This is a genomic window from Streptomyces sp. NPDC005722, assembly GCF_040630935.1.
Classification (GTDB): domain Bacteria; phylum Actinomycetota; class Actinomycetes; order Streptomycetales; family Streptomycetaceae; genus Actinacidiphila.
Window position 1 is genome coordinate 194,710 of the sequence record NZ_JBEXYN010000007.1, and the last position, 17,909, is coordinate 212,618.

17 protein-coding genes and 1 tRNA gene are annotated in these 17,909 nt (G+C 72.4%); 7 read left to right on the forward strand and 11 right to left on the reverse strand.

Annotated features, from left to right (window positions below; all coding sequences use genetic code 11):
- Window positions 1-3 precede the first annotated feature (3 nt).
- On the reverse strand, window positions 4-1,350 hold the full coding sequence (locus ABZ479_RS11875) for an ABC transporter substrate-binding protein (protein ID WP_499599162.1): 1,347 nt from the start codon (window positions 1,348-1,350) through the stop codon (window positions 4-6).
- Window positions 1,351-1,507: 157 nt separating this feature from the next.
- Between ABZ479_RS11875 and ABZ479_RS11880 the strand changes: the two genes are divergently transcribed.
- The 3 genes from ABZ479_RS11880 (at window position 1,508) to ABZ479_RS11890 (ending at window position 3,641) form a co-directional block, all read left to right on the forward strand.
- Window positions 1,508-2,536 carry a LacI family DNA-binding transcriptional regulator gene (locus tag ABZ479_RS11880; RefSeq protein WP_500461464.1) on the forward strand — a complete coding sequence of 343 codons (1,029 nt, stop codon included), beginning with the start codon at window positions 1,508-1,510 and terminating at the stop codon, window positions 2,534-2,536.
- A 354-nt stretch (window positions 2,537-2,890) separates the two neighbouring features.
- Window positions 2,891-3,082: a hypothetical protein gene (locus ABZ479_RS11885; RefSeq protein WP_499599158.1), complete on the forward strand. Its 192-nt coding sequence runs from the start codon at window positions 2,891-2,893 to the stop codon at window positions 3,080-3,082.
- Window positions 3,083-3,137: 55 nt separating this feature from the next.
- The gene (locus tag ABZ479_RS11890) at window positions 3,138-3,641 is read left to right on the forward strand and encodes a pyridoxamine 5'-phosphate oxidase family protein (RefSeq protein ID WP_500461465.1); all 504 of its coding nucleotides are present in this window, start codon (window positions 3,138-3,140) and stop codon (window positions 3,639-3,641) included.
- Between the two features lie 7 nt (window positions 3,642-3,648).
- Here the strand turns inward: ABZ479_RS11890 and ABZ479_RS11895 are convergent, their stop codons facing one another.
- The gene (locus ABZ479_RS11895; RefSeq protein WP_500461466.1) at window positions 3,649-4,443 is read right to left on the reverse strand and encodes an isocitrate lyase/PEP mutase family protein; all 795 of its coding nucleotides are present in this window, start codon (window positions 4,441-4,443) and stop codon (window positions 3,649-3,651) included.
- 124 nt (window positions 4,444-4,567) lie between these two features.
- Between ABZ479_RS11895 and ABZ479_RS11900 the strand changes: the two genes are divergently transcribed.
- Both ABZ479_RS11900 and ABZ479_RS11905 read left to right on the forward strand, forming a co-directional pair.
- Window positions 4,568-4,774, forward strand: a complete 207-nt coding sequence (locus tag ABZ479_RS11900) for a hypothetical protein (RefSeq protein WP_499599153.1) — start codon at window positions 4,568-4,570, stop codon at window positions 4,772-4,774.
- 67 nt (window positions 4,775-4,841) lie between these two features.
- On the forward strand, window positions 4,842-5,351 hold the full coding sequence (locus ABZ479_RS11905) for a flavoprotein (protein ID WP_499599151.1): 510 nt from the start codon (window positions 4,842-4,844) through the stop codon (window positions 5,349-5,351).
- Between the two features lie 144 nt (window positions 5,352-5,495).
- On the opposite strand, the gene ABZ479_RS11910 is transcribed toward ABZ479_RS11905, so the two are convergent.
- The 3 genes from ABZ479_RS11910 to ABZ479_RS11920 all read right to left on the reverse strand — a co-directional run bounded on the left by ABZ479_RS11910 (window position 5,496) and on the right by ABZ479_RS11920 (window position 7,791).
- Window positions 5,496-5,568: transfer RNA gene (locus ABZ479_RS11910), tRNA-His, on the reverse strand.
- A gap of 91 nt (window positions 5,569-5,659) precedes the next feature.
- Window positions 5,660-6,271, reverse strand: coding sequence for an oligoribonuclease (gene orn, locus ABZ479_RS11915; RefSeq protein ID WP_500461467.1), 612 nt, complete (start codon window positions 6,269-6,271; stop codon window positions 5,660-5,662).
- Between the two features lie 5 nt (window positions 6,272-6,276).
- The gene (locus ABZ479_RS11920; protein WP_500461468.1) at window positions 6,277-7,791 is read right to left on the reverse strand and encodes a helix-turn-helix domain-containing protein; all 1,515 of its coding nucleotides are present in this window, start codon (window positions 7,789-7,791) and stop codon (window positions 6,277-6,279) included.
- Between the two features lie 714 nt (window positions 7,792-8,505).
- On the opposite strand from ABZ479_RS11920, the gene ABZ479_RS11925 reads away from it, so the two are divergent.
- Window positions 8,506-9,027 carry a universal stress protein gene (locus ABZ479_RS11925; RefSeq protein WP_499599145.1) on the forward strand — a complete coding sequence of 174 codons (522 nt, stop codon included), beginning with the start codon at window positions 8,506-8,508 and terminating at the stop codon, window positions 9,025-9,027.
- A gap of 107 nt (window positions 9,028-9,134) precedes the next feature.
- Window positions 9,135-9,731: an acetate uptake transporter gene (locus tag ABZ479_RS11930; RefSeq protein ID WP_499599144.1), complete on the forward strand. Its 597-nt coding sequence runs from the start codon at window positions 9,135-9,137 to the stop codon at window positions 9,729-9,731.
- A 72-nt stretch (window positions 9,732-9,803) separates the two neighbouring features.
- Here ABZ479_RS11930 and glmS read toward each other — a convergent pair whose 3' ends face one another.
- The 6 genes from glmS to ABZ479_RS11960 all read right to left on the reverse strand — a co-directional run bounded on the left by glmS (window position 9,804) and on the right by ABZ479_RS11960 (window position 17,786).
- On the reverse strand, window positions 9,804-11,618 hold the full coding sequence (glmS, locus tag ABZ479_RS11935; protein ID WP_500461469.1) for a glutamine--fructose-6-phosphate transaminase (isomerizing): 1,815 nt from the start codon (window positions 11,616-11,618) through the stop codon (window positions 9,804-9,806).
- A 43-nt stretch (window positions 11,619-11,661) separates the two neighbouring features.
- The gene (locus tag ABZ479_RS11940; protein ID WP_500461470.1) at window positions 11,662-11,937 is read right to left on the reverse strand and encodes a hypothetical protein; all 276 of its coding nucleotides are present in this window, start codon (window positions 11,935-11,937) and stop codon (window positions 11,662-11,664) included.
- A 72-nt stretch (window positions 11,938-12,009) separates the two neighbouring features.
- Window positions 12,010-13,176 (reverse strand): acyl-CoA dehydrogenase family protein, encoded by a 1,167-nt coding sequence (locus ABZ479_RS11945; protein WP_500461471.1) that lies wholly within the window; start codon window positions 13,174-13,176, stop codon window positions 12,010-12,012.
- A gap of 8 nt (window positions 13,177-13,184) precedes the next feature.
- A complete protein-coding gene (locus ABZ479_RS11950) occupies window positions 13,185-14,141 on the reverse strand; it encodes a hydroxymethylglutaryl-CoA lyase (protein ID WP_500461472.1) in 957 nt (318 codons plus the stop codon).
- Window positions 14,138-16,135, reverse strand: a complete 1,998-nt coding sequence (locus ABZ479_RS11955) for an acetyl/propionyl/methylcrotonyl-CoA carboxylase subunit alpha (RefSeq protein ID WP_500461516.1) — start codon at window positions 16,133-16,135, stop codon at window positions 14,138-14,140. The genes ABZ479_RS11950 and ABZ479_RS11955 overlap by 4 nt, the downstream gene beginning before the upstream one ends.
- A gap of 22 nt (window positions 16,136-16,157) precedes the next feature.
- A complete protein-coding gene (locus ABZ479_RS11960) occupies window positions 16,158-17,786 on the reverse strand; it encodes a carboxyl transferase domain-containing protein (protein ID WP_500461473.1) in 1,629 nt (542 codons plus the stop codon).
- Between the last annotated feature and the right edge of the window lie 123 nt (window positions 17,787-17,909).

Here is a 17,909-nt window from a genome sequence, read left to right on the forward strand (position 1 = left end):
GGGTCACTGGTCCAGTGCGTTGTCGATTTCCTTCTCGGCAGCCGCCCAGCCCTGAGCAGGGGTCTTGCCCTGCTGCTCGACCTGCAGGATGCCGACGTCGGTGATGGCCGTGTAGATCTGCTGGTCCTTCGGGCCGATCACCAGGGTCGGGATGCTCTTGGCCGCGTCGGCGAAGATCTGGCCGATCGGCGCGTTGTTGAAGTACTCGTGCTTGGCGTCCTTGACCTCGGGCAGGTCATAGGCGCCCGGGGCGCTCGGGAAGCTCGCCTGCTTGGCGAAGACCTTCGCCTGCTGGGCGGGGGCGGTCAGCCACGCGGCCAGCTTGACGGCCTCCGCCTTGTTCTTGCCGGCCGAGGGCACGCCCACGAAGGAGCCGCCCCAGTTGGCGGGCTTCGGCGCGGCGGCGACGTCCCACTTGCCCTTGCCCGCGTCGCCGGCCTTCTCCTGGATGTAGCCGAGCATCCACGACGGGCAGGGGAGCGAGGCGAAGCGGCCGTTGGCGAAGCCCTGGTCCCAGGCCTTGTCGAACAGCTTCAGCTTGGCGGTCATCTTGCCGGTGGTGGCCTCCATGGCCAGGTTCCAGGCCTCCTTCACGGAGGGGCTGGTCTTGTAGATGACCTTGCCGCTGCTGTCGTAGTAGCGCTCGGAGGCGGAGTTGCTGATCGCCTGGTAGAGACCGGCGGACGAGTCCAGGAACGTGGTGTTCTTGGGCGCGTGCTCGGTGTAGGTCTTGCCCGCGTCCAGGTACTTGCTCCAGTCACCGGCCCACAGCTTGCCGACCTCTTCGCGGTCGGTGGGCAGACCGGCCGCCTTGAACAGGTCGGTGCGGTAGCAGATGGCCATCGGGCCGATGTCGGTGCCGAGCGCGACGGTCTTGCCGTCGGAGGTGCTGGCCTGCGCCCACTTCCAGTCGAGGTAGTTCGACTTGTCGACGCCCTCGGCCTTGGAGAGGTCCTCGAACTTCGCCGCCTGGGTGGTGACGACCTCGTTGATGTTGCCGACCTCGATGGCCTGGATGTCGCTCAGGCCGCTGCCGGCGGCGAGGTGGGTCAGCAGCTGCGGGTAGTAGGCGTCGTTCCGCTCGATCACGTTCTCCTTGATCGTGATGTTCGGATGCGCCTTCTCGTACTCCTCGTACAGACCGGCCTGCTTGTAGCCGAAGACACCGAAGGTGCCGACCGTGAGGGTGATCTTGCCCTTGCCGTCACCCTCCGAGCCACCGGCCTTGGCCGGCTCGTCGCTGTCCTTGGAGCAGCCGGCGAGCAGGCTCACTCCCAGCGCTGCCACCGCGGTTATCGCGACGGCCGCGGTACGGCCTCGTGGCCGGGACGACTTCCTTGTCGTGCGCATTCGGGTCCTCCGGGTACGTGCGGGAAGTGTACGTGTTCGATAGTGTGGGAGCGCTCCCATACGTGATGTGTTGAAGAGTCTCCGTTCCCCGATGAGGTGTCAAGGGAGCAGACGCTCTAAGTTGGCGCAGTTACCACCTCGTGATTGGGAGGCCGCAATGGTGATCGGCGGACGGCGCAGCGGCAGGCCGACGCTTGAGGAGGTCGCCGCGCGTGCCGGAGTGGGCCGCGGCACGGTCTCCCGGGTGATCAACGGATCGCCCCGGGTGAGCGACCGCGCCAAGACCGCGGTCGAGGCCGCCATCGCCGAGCTCGGCTACGTCCCCAACCGCGCGGCGCGCGCCCTGGCGGGCAACCGGACGGACGCGATCGCCCTGGTCATCCCGGAGGCGGAGACCAGGCTCTTCGCCGAGCCGTACTTCTCCGACATCATCCGGGGCGTCGGCGCCGAGCTCGCCGACACCGACATGCAGCTGCTGCTCACGCTGCTGCGGACGCCCAAGGAACGGCAGCGCTTCGCCCAGTACCTCGGCGCGCACCGGGTCGACGGCGTCCTGCTGGTCTCGGTGCACGAGGACGACCCGCTGCCCGACCTGCTGGAGCAGCTGGAGATGCCGACGGTGCTGAGCGGCCGCCGCTCCGACCTGGAGTCGGTGTCGTACGTCGACTCCGACAACGTCGGCGGCGCCCGTTCGGCCGTCGCCCACCTGCTGGGGCGCGGGCGCAAGGCGGTGGCCACCATCACCGGGCCCCTGGACATGTACGTCGCCCGCTCCCGCCTCGACGGCTACCGCCAGGCGGTGGAGGATGCCGGGCTGGCCCACGACCACGCGCTGGTCGCGGCCGGCGACTTCACCGAGGAGGGCGGGCGTGCCGCGATGCGGGCGCTGCTGGGGCGCCGGCCGGACGTCGACGCGGTCTTCGCGGCATCCGACGTGATGGCCAGCGGAGCGCTGCAGGTGCTGCGGGAGAAGGGGCGGCGCGTGCCCGACGACGTGGCGCTGATCGGCTTCGACGACTCGGCCATCGCCCGCCACACCGACCCGCCGCTCACCAGCGTGCGGCAGCCGATCGAGGAGATGGGCCGCACCATGGCGCGGGTGCTGCTGGAGGAGATCGCGGCGAGCACCGCCACCCGCCGGCAGGTGGTGCTGTCGACGGAGCTCGTGCGCCGCGAGTCGGCCTGACCACGCGGCCCGACCACGCACGGCGGGACCGATGCGCGGCCTGACCGCCGCGCGGCCTTCCCGGCTGCCCGGCCGTACCGCCGTCGCGCGCTGCGGAGGGCGGGCGCGCGGACCCGGAACCGCCCGCCCGGCCTCGTGCCGCCTGCCCTGTGGCGGGAGAGGCGCCGGTCAGGGGCGTGGGCGCGGCTCCCTGGGGTCCCGGCGGACCGTGGCGCCACAGAACGCGCGCGACCAGGGAGCCGGCGCGGACCGGGGGGAGTGAGCCCCGTCACGTGAGGAGGCTCACGGTGTGACATGGCCCCACGAGGCCGTCAACCAGGGCTCTTTGTCACACCCCTCTCCTAAAATCAAGGCATGCCACCGACCGTTGTTCTGGACCGCCGATCCGTCGAAGCCGCCAATGAGGCCATACGGCGGTACGTCGCGGGCCGGCGCACCTGGTCGCGTGCCGAACTGGCCGAGCTGGACCGCCTGCGCGGGATCTGGCAGGCGGCCCGTCAGGGACAGGGCGACGCCCCGGCCCGCCGCCTCCCGGGCGAGGAGTGATCCCGCCCCGGCAATGCCGACAGAGGATGTCGGGTATGCCGGGCAGCATGGCGGCATGACGACCAGCTGGACAGACTTCCAGGAGGCGCAGCCCGGCCTCGCCGAGGCCGTGCGCACCCGATTCGGCGGCTACAAGCACCACGTCCTCGGCACCCTCCGCGCCGACGGCGCTCCCCGGCTCAGCGGCATCGAGGCCGAGTTCCGGTTCGGCGAGCTGTGGCTCGGCATGATGCCCCGCTCCCGCAAGGCCCTCGACCTGCGGCGCGACCCGCGCTTCGCGCTCCACGTCAACCCCGGCCCGGACACCTCCATGGACGGCGGTGACGTGCGGATCTCCGGGCGCGCCGTCGAGGTCACCGACGCGGCGGTGATCGCCCGCTTCACCGGCGAGGTGACGGTGCCCGAGGGGCCCTTCCACCTCTTCCGCGCCGAGATCGCCGAGGTCGTACGCACCTACGTCGAGGACCCCGACCTCGTCCTGCAGGTGTGGCGGCCCGGCGGCCCGTTGCGCACGATCCGGCGCGGCAACGACGAGTCGCCGCCGCGCACGGACGGCTGACGACCCGTCAGGCGTGTGTGAACGGGCTGTCCCCGCGTGCGACCGCCGCCAGGAGCCCGGCGAAGTACCCCTGGACCAGCTGGTGGAGCTGATGACCGAAGCTGATCCTGGCGACCCCCAGCTCCGCCAGACGGGCCCGTGACGGCCCGCCGGGCCGGGACAGCACGTTGACCGGGCGGCCGTCCACGGCCTCGACGACGGCCGCCACGGCCGGCTCGTCCAGCGCCCCGATCGGGTAGACGCAGTCCGCGCCGGCCGCCAGGTACGCCCGTGCCCGCTCCACCGCCTCCGCCAGGCGCCGCGCGGGGTCGGCGTCGCGGCGCAGGAAGCAGTCCGTCCGGGCGTTGATCACCAGCTCGGGGTCCGCCGCGCGCAGGGCGGCGATGTACTCCGCCTGCTCCCCGGCGTCGGCCAGGAGGCCCGTGCGGTGGTCGGTGTCCTCCAGGTTGCAGCCCACGGCGCCGGTCGCGGACAGCCGCTCCGCCAGCTCCGCGGGCGCCATCCCGTAGCCCCGTTCCATGTCGGCGGTCACCGGCACGGGGACGGCCCGGGCGATGCGGGCCACCGCGGCGAGCATCTCCTCCGCGGGGGTGCCCTCCCGGTCCTGGTACCCGAGGACGCGTGCCATGGCGGCGCTCCCGGTGGCGACCGCGGGGAAGCCCGCGTCGGCCACGGCGAGCGCGGAGGCGCAGTCCCAGACGTTCGGCAGGACCAGCGGGTCGCCCGGCACGTGCAGGGCGCGCAGCCGGGAGGCGAGGGCGGTACGGGAGGCAAGGGCCGTACGGGAGGAGTCGGTGCTCATGCCCCCCACGCTACGAGCGCGGGGACGGGCCTGCCGAGGGCCATTCGCCCGCCGCGCGGCGGGGCCACTTCGGGCGCGCGGCGCGGCGGGTGCGGCGCGTGCCGGGGTGCCGCAAGCTGGACAGGTGAGCACCCTGATCGTCGTGTCCCCCGTCCAGGCCGGTGACCCGCCCTTCCGCATCGTGCAGATCGACGGGCAGCCCGTCGGCATCGCCCACGACCTGCTCGACGTCGTCCGCATCGCCCACGACGCCGGGCGGGAACACGTCGACTTCGACGACCCGCAGGTCGTGCGCTGGCTCGGCGGGGGCAAGTACCACTGGGCCCCGTGAGGGCCGCCGGGCGTCCGGTCCCGCATACGGTTGCGTAAGATCCACTTCCCGCGATTGGGTGGGCCGCATGACTCGGACCCTCTACCTCTTCGCCGGTGCCGCCCCGCCCGTCTTCGACGTCGCGCGGGTCATCGAGGACGCGCAGGTGCGCGGCTGGGACGTGTGCCTCGGGCTGACGCCCACGGCGGCCCGCTGGCTGGAGCCGAGCCTGGACGGGCTGGCCGCGCTGACCGGCCGCCCCGTACGCCACGAGTACCCGCTGCCCGGCCTGCCCGAGGTCTGGCCCCCGGCCGACGTGATCCTGGTGGCCCCGGCCACCTTCAACACGATCAACGGATGGGCGCTGGGCCTCACCGGGACCTTCGTGACCGGGGTCCTCGCCGAGGGCCTGGGCAAGCGCGTCCCGACGGTGGCGATGCCCTCCGTGAACGCCGGGCTCATGCAGCACCCGCAGTACGAGCGTTCGCTGGAGACCCTGCGTGCCGCCGGGGTCACGCTGCTGCTCGGCGACGCCGGGCCCGGGCCCGAGTACCCCTGGCAGCCCGCGCTCGCCGCCGCCGAGGCCGTCGCCGGCTGACCCGCCCGGCCGGGGCCGCGTGGGCCCTGCCCCGTGGTCCCGGCCGCCACGACCGGCGGGCCACCGCCGGGGGCCGGGCCCGCGAGCAGGTCCGCACACGACTGAGGGCCGGTCCGTTTCCACGGACCGGCCCTCAGTCGACAGGGTGAGTGACGGGACTCGAACCCGCGACATCCTGGACCACAACCAGGTGCTCTACCAGCTGAGCTACACCCACCACGACCGGCGCTTTTCACTGCTCCGCACCGGCCGAGAAAAAGTGTACAGGGTCCGGCGGGGTGCTCGCTGCCACGTTTCCCGTGGGTCGCTCACTCCACCGTTTCCGCAGGCAGGACGTACTTCGCCGCGATCGAACGCGCGGTCTCCGTGTCGGGTCCCGGCTGCGGCACGAAGACCGCCTCGCGGTAGTAGCGCAGCTCCGCGATGGACTCCCGGATGTCGGCGAGGGCGCGGTGGTTGCCGTTCTTCTCGGGGCTCGCGAAGTAGGCGCGCGGGTACCAGCGGCGGGCCAGCTCCTTGACGGAGGAGACGTCGACGATGCGGTAGTGCAGGTGCTGCTCGAGGGCCGGCATGTCGCGGGCGAGGAAGCCGCGGTCGGTGGAGACCGAGTTGCCGCACAGCGGCGCCTTGCGGGGCTCGGTCACGTACTGGCGCACGTAGTCCAGGACGAGCTTCTCCGCCTCCTCCAGCGTCACCCCGCCGTCGAGCTCGTCGAGCAGCCCGGAGGTGGTGTGCATCGTGCGGACGATCTCCGGCATGCTCTCCAGGGCCTCGGCCGGCGGACGGATGACGATGTCCACCCCCTCGCCGAGCACGTTGAGCTCCGAGTCGGTGACGAGCGCCGCCACCTCGATCAGAGCGTCCTGGGCCAGGGAGAGCCCGGTCATCTCGCAGTCGATCCACACCATCCGGTCGTTCATACGTCTCACCCTACGGGGCGATCCCGCGGAGCAGGCATAGTCGCGCTGCGACTGCGCCCGTCACGGCCGTCCCGGTCGCCCCGCGGACGCCGGCTGCCGTGCGGCTCGCGCGGGTCGAAGCGACTGCCGGGCTGCTCCGGGATGCGCGCCGCGTAGGGCGGTTCGCCCTCGGTCTTGGGCGTGCCCGGGCCGGTGCCGGGACCGTTCTGCCCCGGGATCTGCAGCACCCCGCCGTTGCCGCGGTCCGCGGTGGGCACGGGGCTGCGGCGGGGGGCCGGGACCGGGCCGCCGGCCGCCTCGGCCCCGCGCGGTTCACGGGTGGCGCCGAGCGCGGCGGGGTCCGGATCGTCCTGCGGGCGCCGGGCGCGGTAGGCGGCCCGGTACGAAGCGGGGGAGGAGCCGAGCTGGCGGCGGAAGTGCCCGCGCAGCGCGACGGGCGAGCGGAAACCGCAGCGTGCGGCGACCTCGTCCACGGAGTAGTCGGAGGTCTCCAGCAGCCGCTGGGCCTGCAGGACGCGCTGGGTGATCAGCCACTGCAGGGGAGCGCTGCCGGTCAGGGTGCGGAAACGGCGGTCGAAGGTGCGGCGGCTCATGTAGGCGCGGGCGGCCAGGGTCTCCACGTCGAACTGCTCGTGCAGGTGCTCCAGGGCCCAGGCGACGACCTCGGCGAGCGGATCGCCGCCGATCTCCTCGGGTAAAGAGCGGTCGAGGTGCCGGGGCTGGCCGCCCCAGTCGCCGCGGCGCGGCGGTACGACCAGCCGGCGGGCGAGCGCGTTGGCGGCCTCGCCGCCGTGGTCGCTGCGCACGACGTGCAGGCACAGGTCGATGCCGGCGGCGGTTCCGGCGCTGGTGAGGACGTCGCCGTCGTCGACGAACAGCTCGCGCGGGTCGACGTGGACGGACGGGTAGCGCTTGGCGAGGGTCGGCGCGTACATCCAGTGCGTGGTGGCCGGGCGGCCGTCCAGCAGCCCCGCGGCGGCGAGCACGAAGGCACCGGTGCACAGCCCGATGATGCGGGCGCCCTCCTCGTGGGCGCGGCGCAGCGCGTCCAGCGCCTCGGCGGGCGGCGGCTGCGAGATCGAGCGCCAGGCGGGCACGACGACCGTGCCGGCCCGCGACAGTGCCTCCAGGCCGTACGGGGCGGACAACTCCAGCCCCCCGGTGGTGCGCAGGGGGCCGTCCTCGCCGGCGCAGACCAGCAGCCGGTAACGCGGAACGCCCGCGTCCTGGCGGTCGATGCCGAACACGGAGAGCGGGATGGAGCTCTCGAAGATGGGCCCGCCGCTGAACAGCAGGACGGCGACCACCTCCTGACGGCGCCGTGCCGACAACTTGCGGGGTCCGCGCCCCTGTTGGGCGGTGGCGGACGGGCCGGACGGAACGGAGGTGCTCACCGGGGCGCCGGACGCTCCCGGGACGTACGGGACGTGCGCCGTACCCGTCGACGCGGACGGTGCGGTGGACGTGCCGGCGGCCGACTGGATCTCCGCCATGGTGCCGGTCCTGGACTCCTGTGTCATGGAGCTCAAGCCCCCCTCGGTCGTCTGGTCCTCTCGGTCCTGCACGGGTCCCCCGCCGTTGTCGCTCAAGATCGAATCTACTCGTTCCGCTGTACCCGCAGTGGCAAGTTCACCACCTGCCGGTATGTCGACATGACCACGTGGCGTGAAGCATTCGATCACGAAGCGTTCTCCTCGTGAAGTGTGCCTTCCGGGAGGGGAACCGGCGCACAACGCCCGTGCGCCCCCTCATTCCGCTTCCGCCCTGGTGGTGGCGGGGGTTGTGGCACATGATCCCAAGTCCCGCACCAGGATGGGAAGTTGGCCGAAAATGATGGGAAGTCCTGTACGCGCCCCTGGTCAGCGCTCCGTCGTACGCCCCCCGTGTGGCCGGGGAACGAGTGCGCCCCCTCCGCCTCGTGGGGCCGGGAGGACGATTCCGGATATGGCCGGAGGCGGACAGTGGGGGAGGGCCGCGCGCGGGGTGACTTGTCCGATTGGCGACCGGGCGTTGCGCTCCGCCGCCCGCTCCGGCATTCTCCTGGAAACTCCGGGGTAGGGGGACGCTGTGAGGGCGACTGCGCATCTGTGCAGGGGCCCACAGTCGCCGTACTCTGGAGTCAGCGGGAAGGGCAGCCCCTTACCGGTCGAAATCAGGCCGGTCCCGCGGCCCCCGCACTGTTGTTGTCCGCCCACTCGGCGCCCCCGGCGCCGACCTTGCCGAGAAACCGCATCATGGCCGGTTACGAGCTCCCCGAGCCCGCCGAAGGAAAGCCGCTCGCCGAATCGGCGGCGGTGCCCGAGGCGGACTGCGAGCCGCGCACTTCCTGTGATCCCGCGTTCCGGCACGGCGTGGTCGTCGGTTTCGACGGCTCCGTGTCGAGTGAACGGGCCCTCGCGTACGCCATCGGCATGGCCCGCCGGTCCGGTTCCGCACTGATCATCGTGCACGTCGCCAACCGGCTCCCGGCGACCGTGTGGGCGGGCTGCGAGCCGCCCGTCTTCGTCGACGTCCCCGACCACCGCACCGAGGTGCTCGGCCTGGAACTCGCCTGCGCCGACCACCTGTCGGAGGTGCCGTGGATCCTGGTCGAGCGCGGCGGCGACATCTGCCACGAACTGGAGGAGGTCGGCCGGGAGTACGAGGCCGACGCCATCGTGGTGGGTGGGACGCACGGGATCATCGGCAAGATCTTCGGGTCGGTCGCCGGGCGCCTCGCCCGCCGCGCGCAGCGGCCTGTCGTGGTCATTCCATAACGATTCGGTGCACGAGGCCCTGAATCAGGCCTCCGCGGGATTGCTTGTGCCCTTGTGAAGGGTATCTCATCTGCAGTTTCTTCCCTCGTACCCGAAGGGGGCCCGCGGTGGACAACGACGTCTCCACGGCACGCACCGCAGGAGCCGGCGCGACGGCTCTGGGATATCTGACACTCGGCCTGACGCTGATCGCCTACGGGCTGCTCAGCACCGGCGTATTCGACAACACCGCGACGGCGGACGCCGCCCGGCTCGCACTCGTCGTCGGCGGCGTGACGCAATTCGTCGCCGGCATGTGGGAGTTCTACGGCGGCAACGGCTTCACCGGCACCGCCTTCGCCTCACTGGGCGCCTTCTGGGTGACCTGGTCGGCGGGGTCCGGTGCGAGTGCGAGCAAGGAGGCCGCCGGGCTCTTCATGCTCCTGTGGGCGCTGCTGGCGCTCAGCCTGACGATGGCCGCCTGGCAGATGGGCGGGGTGGCGCAGGCGGTCTTCGGGCTGCTGACCGTCGCCACGGCCCTGTCCGGTGTCGCCGCACTCGCCTCCAACGGCGGCCTCGGCAAGGTGGCCGGCTGGGTCGCCCTCGCGGCCGGCGCGGTCGCCTGGTACGGCGGGACCGCACTGCTCACCAACGCCGCGTGGGGCCGGCGCGCCCTCGCCGACGGCTGGCGGCTGTCCGTGCCGCGCCGCGGGCACGCGGCCTGACCCTCGGGAACGAGGACGAGGCCCCCGCGCCGGGCAACGGCGCGGGGGCCTCGTCGTGACCGGGGCCGCCGGCTACTCGACCGTCACGGACTTCGCCAGGTTGCGCGGCTTGTCGATGTCCCGGCCCAGGGCCAGCGCCGTGTGGTAGGCCAGCAGCTGGAGCGGGATGCCCATGAGGATCGCGTCGAGCTCGTCCTCGTTCTTCGGGACGACGATGGTGTGGTCGGCCTTCTCCTGCTCCTGGTGCGCGACCGCCAGGATCCGTCCGCTGCGGGCCTTGATCTCCTCCATCGCGGCGCGGTTCTTCTCCAGCAGCGAGTCGTCCGGGACGATCGCCACGGTCGGCATCGCGGGCTCGATCAGGGCCAGCGGCCCGTGCTTGAGCTCGGAGGCCGGGTACGCCTCGGCGTGGATGTAGGAGATCTCCTTCAGCTTCAGCGAGGCCTCCAGCGCCACCGGGTAGCCGCGCACCCGGCCGATGAACATCATCGACCTGGCGTCCGCGTACTCGGCCGCCAGCTTCTTGATGTCCTCCTCCTGCGCGAGGATCTCCTGGATCTGCGCGGGCAGCCTGCGCAGGCCCTCGATGATCCGCTTGCCGTCGGCCACCGACAGGTCGCGGATGCGGCCGAGGTGCAGGGCGAGCAGCGCGAAGGCGACGACGGTGTTGGTGAAGCACTTGGTGGAGACGACGCAGACCTCCGGGCCGGCGTGCACGTACACGCCGCCGTCGGTCTCCCGGGCGATGGCGGAGCCCACCACGTTCACCACGCCGAGGACGCGGGCGCCCTTGCGCTTGAGCTCCTGGACCGCCGCCAGCACGTCGTAGGTCTCACCGGACTGCGAGACGGCGATGTAGAGCGTGTCGGGGTCCACGACCGGGTTGCGGTAGCGGAACTCGGAGGCCGGCTCGGAGTCGGCCGGGATGCGGGCCAGGCCCTCGATCAGCGAGGCGCCGATCATTCCGGCGTGGTACGAGGTGCCGCAGCCGAGGATCTTCACACGGCGGATGCCGCGGGCCTCGCGGGCGTCGAGGTTCAGGCCGCCCAGGTGCACGGTGGAGAACTTGTCGTCGATCCGGCCGCGCAGCACACGGTCGACCGCGTCGGGCTGCTCGCAGACCTCCTTGTGCATGTACGTGTCGTGACCGCCCATGTCGTAGGAGGCGGCCTCCCACTCCACGGTCTCCGGGGTGGCGGTGGTGCGGGTGCCCGAGGTCGTGTACGTGCGGAAGTCGTCGGCCTTCAGGGTGGCCATCTCGCCGTCGTCGAGGGTGACGACCTGGCGGGTGTGGGAGATCAGCGCGGCGACGTCGGAGGCGACGAACATCTCCTTCTCGCCGATGCCGAGGACGACCGGCGAGCCGTTGCGGGCCACGACGATCCGGTCGGGGAAGTCGGCGTGCATCACGGCGATGCCGTAGGTGCCCTCGACGACCTTCAGCGCCTCGCGGACCTTCTCCTCCAGGGAGGCGGCCTGGGAGCGGGCGACGAGGTGGGTGATGACCTCGGTGTCGGTCTCGGAGGCGAAGACCACGCCGTCCGCGATCAGCTTGGCGCGCAGTTCGTCGGCGTTGTCGACGATGCCGTTGTGGACGACGGCGACCCTGCCCTCGGTGTCGAGGTGCGGGTGGGCGTTCTCGTCGCTGGGGGCGCCGTGGGTGGCCCAGCGGGTGTGGGCTATGCCGGTGGTGCCGGCGAAGCGCTTGGGGACCCGGGCCTCCAGCTCGCGGACCCGGCCCTTGGCCTTGACGGCCTTGAGCCCGCCGGACCGGCCGGAGATCACGATGCCCGCGGAGTCGTACCCGCGGTACTCCAGCCGCTGCAGGCCCTCCAGCAGCAGCGGGGCCACGTCACGCTTCCCGATGTAGCCGACGATTCCACACATGTTTCCGTCCCTCCCGGTCGCACGAGGCGGCCCGGTCTCCCTGTCAGCCGTAGACGATGCGGCGCAGCTGCCGCAGTGAGTACGCGGGCGGGGTGACCGCCCGGTGCGGCAGCTCGGCCGTGATCCGCTCGAAGATCTCCGTGTTCTGCAGACCCCTGGCCTGCAGCTCGCGGTGGCGGCGCCGCACGTAGTCCTCGGCCGGCTCGTCGAAGTACGCCAGGACGTCGAGGACCACCCGGGCGGCCTCACCGCGTTGCAGCGGCGTGGTCCGCACCAGGTGGTCGACGAGGTCGTCGTGGGTCGTCCGGTGTTCGAGCACCGGTCGATACTGTGGGATGGAGGAGGCTGATCGCAATATTTCTGCCCGATATCGGGCAGGGAGGGGGTGGAACTACGCCGGAAGGCCGAGCTCGCGCGCGATCAGCATGCGCTGGACCTCACTGGTGCCCTCACCGATCTCCAGGATCTTGGAGTCCCGCCACATGCGGGCGACCGGGTACTCGTTCATGAAGCCGTAGCCGCCGTGCACCTGGGTGGCCTCGCGGGCGTTGGTGACCGCGATCTCCGAGGAGTAGAGCTTGGCCATCGCCGCCTCCTTCTTGAAGGGCTCGCCGGCCACCAGCCGGGACGCCGCGTCCCGCCAGGCCAGCCGGGCGGTGTGGGCGCGCGTCTCCATGTCGGCGAGCTTGAAGGAGATCGCCTGGTTGCCGCCGATCGGACGCCCGAAGGCCGTGCGCTCCTTCGCGTAGCGGACCGACTCGTCCACGCAGCCCTGCGCGAGACCGGTGGCCAGCGCGGCGATGGCGATCCGGCCCTCGTCCAGGATGCGCAGGAACTGGGCGTAGCCCCGGCCCCGCTCGCCCAGCAGGTTGGCGGCGGGCACGCGGCAGTCGGAGAAGGACAGCTCCCGGGTGTCGGAGGCGTTCCAGCCGACCTTGCTGTACTTCTTCGACACCGTGAAGCCCGGGGTGCCCGACGGCACGATGATCGAGGAGATCTCCGGGCGGCCGTCCTCCTTGCGGCCGGTGACCGCCGTCACGGTGACCAGGGCGGTGATGTCGGTGCCCGAGTTGGTGATGAAGCTCTTGGTGCCGTTGATCACCCACTCGCCGGTCGCCTCGTCCAGCCGGGCCGTGGTGCGGGTGCCACCGGCGTCCGAACCGCACTCCGGCTCGGTCAGCCCGAAGGCGCCCAGCTGCTCGCCGGCGGTCAGCTGGGGCAGCCAGGTGCGCTTCTGCTCCTCGGTGCCGAAGCGGAAGACCGGCATGGCGCCCAGCGAGACCCCCGCCTCCAGGGTGATCGCCACGGAGGAGTCCACCCGGGCGAGCTCCTCCAGGGCGATGCACAGGGCGAAGTAGTCGCCGCCCATGCCGCCGTACTCCTCGGGGAACGGCAGCCCGAACAGGCCCATGCGGCCCATCTCACGGACGATCTCGTAGGGGAACTCGTCGTGCTCGTAGAACTCGCCGATCTTGGGCGCGACGACGTCGTGCGCGAACTCCTCCACCGTGCGGCGGAGTTCCTCGTACTCGGCGGGGAGCCGGTGGGCGGTCGTCATGGCTGTGGTCACTCCTGGTGGGAGAGGGCGCGGACGGTACGGGACGGGCTCGGTCGGCCCAATTGCTCCGCCATCCACACGCTGGTGGCGGTGAGGCGGCTGAGGTCGACCCCGGTCTCGACACCGAGGCCGTCGAGCATCCAGACCAGGTCCTCGGTGGCGAGGTTCCCGGTGGCGCTCTTGGCGTAGGGGCAACCGCCGAGGCCGCCTGCGGAGGCGTCGACGACGGTCACGCCGTGCCGGAGCGCGGCCAGGGTGTTGGACAGTGCCTGGCCGTAGGTGTCGTGGAAGTGGACGGCGAGCCGTTCGACGGGCACGTCCAGGCCGCCCAGGGCGTCCAGCAGTGCCACGACGTGACCGGGGGTGGCGACGCCGATGGTGTCGCCGAGGCTGAGCTCGTCGCAGCCCAGGTCGAGGAGCCGGCGGGCCACCGCGGCGACCTGCGGGACGGGCACGGGGCCCTCCCAGGGGTCGCCGAAGCACATCGACAGGTAGCCGCGGACCCTCGCCCCGGCCTCCTTGGCGGTGGCGACGACCGGGGCGAACATCTCCAGCGACTCGTCGACGCTGCGGTTGAGGTTGGCCTTGGCGAAGGACTCGGTGGCGCTGCCGAAGACGGCGATCTCGCGCACCCCCAGGGCCAGGGCGCGCTCCAGGCCGCGCCGGTTGGGTACCAGCACGGGCAGCCGGACCCCGTCGCCCAGGTCGTCCAGCAGCGGCATCAGCTGCTCGGCGTCGGCCAGCTGCGGCACCCACTCGGGGCGCACGAAGCTGGTCGCCTCGATGGTGGTGAGCCCGGCGCCGGCCAGGCGGTGCACGAACTCGGCCTTGACCTCGGTGGGCACCGTGGCCTTCTCGTTCTGCAGCCCGTCGCGTGCGCCGACCTCGTGGATGCGCACGCGGGGCGGGAGCCCGGCCAGCGGCACGGACATGGGCAGTCCTGGGGTCCGTTCGACGTCCGTCATTCCGCCTCCTCCTGGTGCGGGGTGACGACGGCGAGCACCTGGTCCATGGCGACGGTGCTGCCCGGGGTCACGTCGATCTCGGTGACGGTGCCGTCGTGCGGGGCGGTGATGACGTGCTCCATCTTCATCGCCTCCACCACGAGCAGGCTCTGGCCCGCGGTGACCTCGTCGCCCTTGGCGACCTTGACCACGGTCACCGTGCCCGGCATGGGCGCGGCCAGGGTGTCCACCCCGCCGGCGCCGGCGCCACCGCGCAGGGCGGCCTCGACCGGGTCGTACGGCTGAAGGTGCCAGCCGTCGCCGTCCCGGCCGAGCCAGTCGCCGGCGTGCTCGAAGACGTGCGTGACGCCGTCCCACTCGACGGTGACCCGCTGCCCGGAGCCGCGGAGCAGCCGGGCACGCACCGGCGCGGCGTCCTCGACGCGCACCTCCGCCTCCCCGGCACCGCCGCGGACGCGCACGCGTACGGCCTCGGCCCCGGGCACCCGCAGCCAGTGGTCCGTCCAGGCGGGCTCCCCGCCGAGCCGCCAGCCGCTCGGCACGGAGAACGGGTCCCGCCAGCCGGCGGTCGCCGCGGGCTCCAGGGCCGCGTGGCGCAGCAGCGCGGCCGCCGCGTACACCTCGACGGGCACCTCGGAGGGCACCAGGCCGGAAAGCTCCCGGTCGATCAGGCCGGTGTCCATCTCCCCGGAGACGACGTCGGGATGGGCCAGGAGGCGGCGCAGGAAGCCGGTGTTGGTCTCCAGGCCCAGCACGGTCGTCCCGGCGAGCGCGGCCCGCAGCCGGCGCAGCGCCGTCGGTCGGTCGGGGCCGTGGGCGATGACCTTGGCGAGCATGGGGTCGTAGGACGTGCCGATCTCGCTGCCCGCGCCGAGTCCCGAGTCGACGCGCACGCCCTCGCCCGCGGGCTCGGACAGCGCCAGCACCGTGCCCGCCGACGGCAGGAAGTTGCGCGAGGGCACCTCGGCGCAGATCCGGGCCTCGACGGCGTGCCCGGTCAGGGCGACCTCCTCCTGGCCGAAGGAGAGCCGCTCGCCCGCGGCGATCCGCAGCTGCCACTCCACCAGGTCCAGGCCGGTGACCAGTTCGGTGACCGGGTGCTCGACCTGCAGGCGGGTGTTCATCTCCATGAAGCAGTAGGCGGACGGGTCGGCGCCCGGGACGATGAACTCCACCGTGCCCGCGCCGACGTAGCCGCAGGACAGCGCGGCCTGCACGGCGGCGGCTCCCATGGCGGCCCGGGTCGCCTCGTCCAGCAGGACCGAGGGGGCCTCCTCGATCACCTTCTGGTGGCGGCGCTGCAGGGAGCACTCGCGCTCGCCGAGGTGCACCACGTTGCCGTGGCCGTCGGCCAGCACCTGGATCTCGATGTGCCGGGGACGGTCGATCCACCGCTCCACCAGCAGGGTGTCGTCCCCGAAGGAGCCGCGTGCCTCGCGCCGCGCGGCCGCGATCTCCTCCGCGAGCAGGGCGGTGTCCCGGACCAGGCGCATGCCCTTGCCGCCGCCGCCCGCGGAGGGCTTCAGCAGCACGGGGGTGCCGATCTCCAGGGCGGCGGCCGTCAGCTGCTCGTCGCTGAGCCCGCTGCCGCTGCTGCCCGGCACGACCGGGACGCCGGCCTCGTGGACGGTCTCCTTGGCGCGGATCTTGTCGCCCATGAGCTCGATCGCCCGGGCGGGCGGCCCGATGAAGGCGAGCCCGGCCTCCGCGCAGGCGCCGGCGAAGGCGGCGTTCTCGGCGAGGAAGCCGTAGCCCGGGTGGACGGCCTGGGCACCGGTGCGGGCGGCCGCCTCCAGCAGGCGCTCGATGGACAGGTAGCTCTCGGTGGCGGCGGCGGGGCCGATGCGCACGGCGGTGTCGGCCTCGCGCACATGGCGGGCGCCGGCGTCGGCGTCGCTGAAGACGGCGACCGAACGGATCCCGAGCCGCCGCAGGGTGCGGATGACGCGGACGGCGATCTCGCCGCGGTTGGCCACCAGGACGGTGTCGAACATCGCTGACATCTGGGTGCTCCCCCTACATCCGGAAGACGCCGAAGCCCGGCGCCTGCGGATCGCGTTGCGGAATCGGCGCGTTGGCGCAGGCGGTCAGGGCCAGCCCCAGCACCTGGCGGGTCTGCAGGGGGTCGATGACCCCGTCGTCCCACAGCCGGGCCGTCGCGTAGTAGGCGTTGCCCTGCTCCTCGTACTGCGCGCGGATGGGGGACTTGAAGCCCTCCTCTTCCTCCGCCGCCCAGTCGCCGCCGGCCGCCTCGATCTGGTCGCGCTTGACGGTGGCCAGCACGGAGGCGGCCTGCTCGCCGCCCATGACGGAGATCTTGGCGTTGGGCCACATCCACAGGAAGCGCGGCGAATAGGCGCGGCCGCACATCGAGTAGTTGCCCGCGCCGTAGGAGCCACCGATGACCACGGTCAGCTTGGGCACCCGGGTCGTGGCCACCGCGGTGACCATCTTGGCGCCGTGCTTGGCGATGCCGCCCGCCTCGTACTGGCGGCCCACCATGAAGCCCGAGATGTTCTGCAGGAAGAGCAACGGGATGCCGCGCTGGTCGCACAGCTCGATGAAGTGCGCGCCCTTCTGGGCCGATTCGGAGAACAGGATGCCGTTGTTGGCGACGATGCCCACCGGGTGGCCGTGGATCCGGGCGAAGCCGGTGACCAGCGTCGTGCCGTACTCGGCCTTGAACTCCGCGAAGCGGCTGCCGTCGACGAGCCGGGCGATGACCTCGCGGACGTCGTAGGGGGTGCGCGGATCGACCGGGACCGCGCCGTAGAGCCCGGCCGGGTCGACGGCGGGCTCCTCGACGGGGGCCACCGTCCACGGCAGTTCGCCGCGGGCCGGCAGGGTCGCCACGATGTTCCGCACGATGCGCAGCGCGTGGGCGTCGTCCTCGGCGAGGTGGTCGGTGACGCCGGAGGTGCGCGAGTGCACCTCGCCGCCGCCGAGCTCCTCCGCCGTGACCACCTCGCCGGTGGCCGCCTTCACCAGCGGCGGGCCGCCCAGGAAGATCGTGCCCTGGCCGCGGACGATCACCGCCTCGTCGCTCATCGCCGGGACGTAGGCGCCGCCGGCCGTGCAGGAGCCGAGGACGGCGGCGATCTGCGGGATGCCGCGCGCGGACAGGGTGGCCTGGTTGAAGAAGATCCGCCCGAAGTGGTCGCGGTCGGGGAAGACCTCGTCCTGCTTCGGCAGGAAGGCACCGCCGGAGTCCACCAGGTAGACGCACGGCAGCCGGTTGTCCAGGGCGATCTCCTGGGCGCGCAGGTGCTTCTTGACCGTCATCGGGTAGTAGGTGCCGCCCTTGACGGTGGCGTCGTTGGCGACGACCACGACCTCGCGGCCGGAGACCCGGCCGATCCCGGCGACGACGCCGGCGGCCGGGGCCTGGCCCTCGTACATGCCGTCGGCGGCCAGCGGGGCGAGCTCCAGGAAGGGCGATCCGGGGTCGAGCAGCCCGTCCACCCGGTCGCGGGGGAGCAGCTTGCCGCGGGCGGTGTGCCGGGCGCGGGCCTTCTCGCCGCCGCCGAGCGCGGCCGCGGCGAGCTTCTCGCGCAGCCGTGCGGACAGCTCGGCGTGCGCCTTCTCGTTGGCGCGGTAGGCCTCGCCCGCCGGATCCGCGGCGCTGGCGAGGACGGGTGCTTCCATGTCACGGGCCCCCGGAGGAGTTAGCGGTCGTTAACGTGTTCCCCACCACGTTAGCGGTCGTTAACACGGCTGTCTAGAATGGTAGGACGATGAGATCGCGGGGGCATCCGCAGACCGGACGCC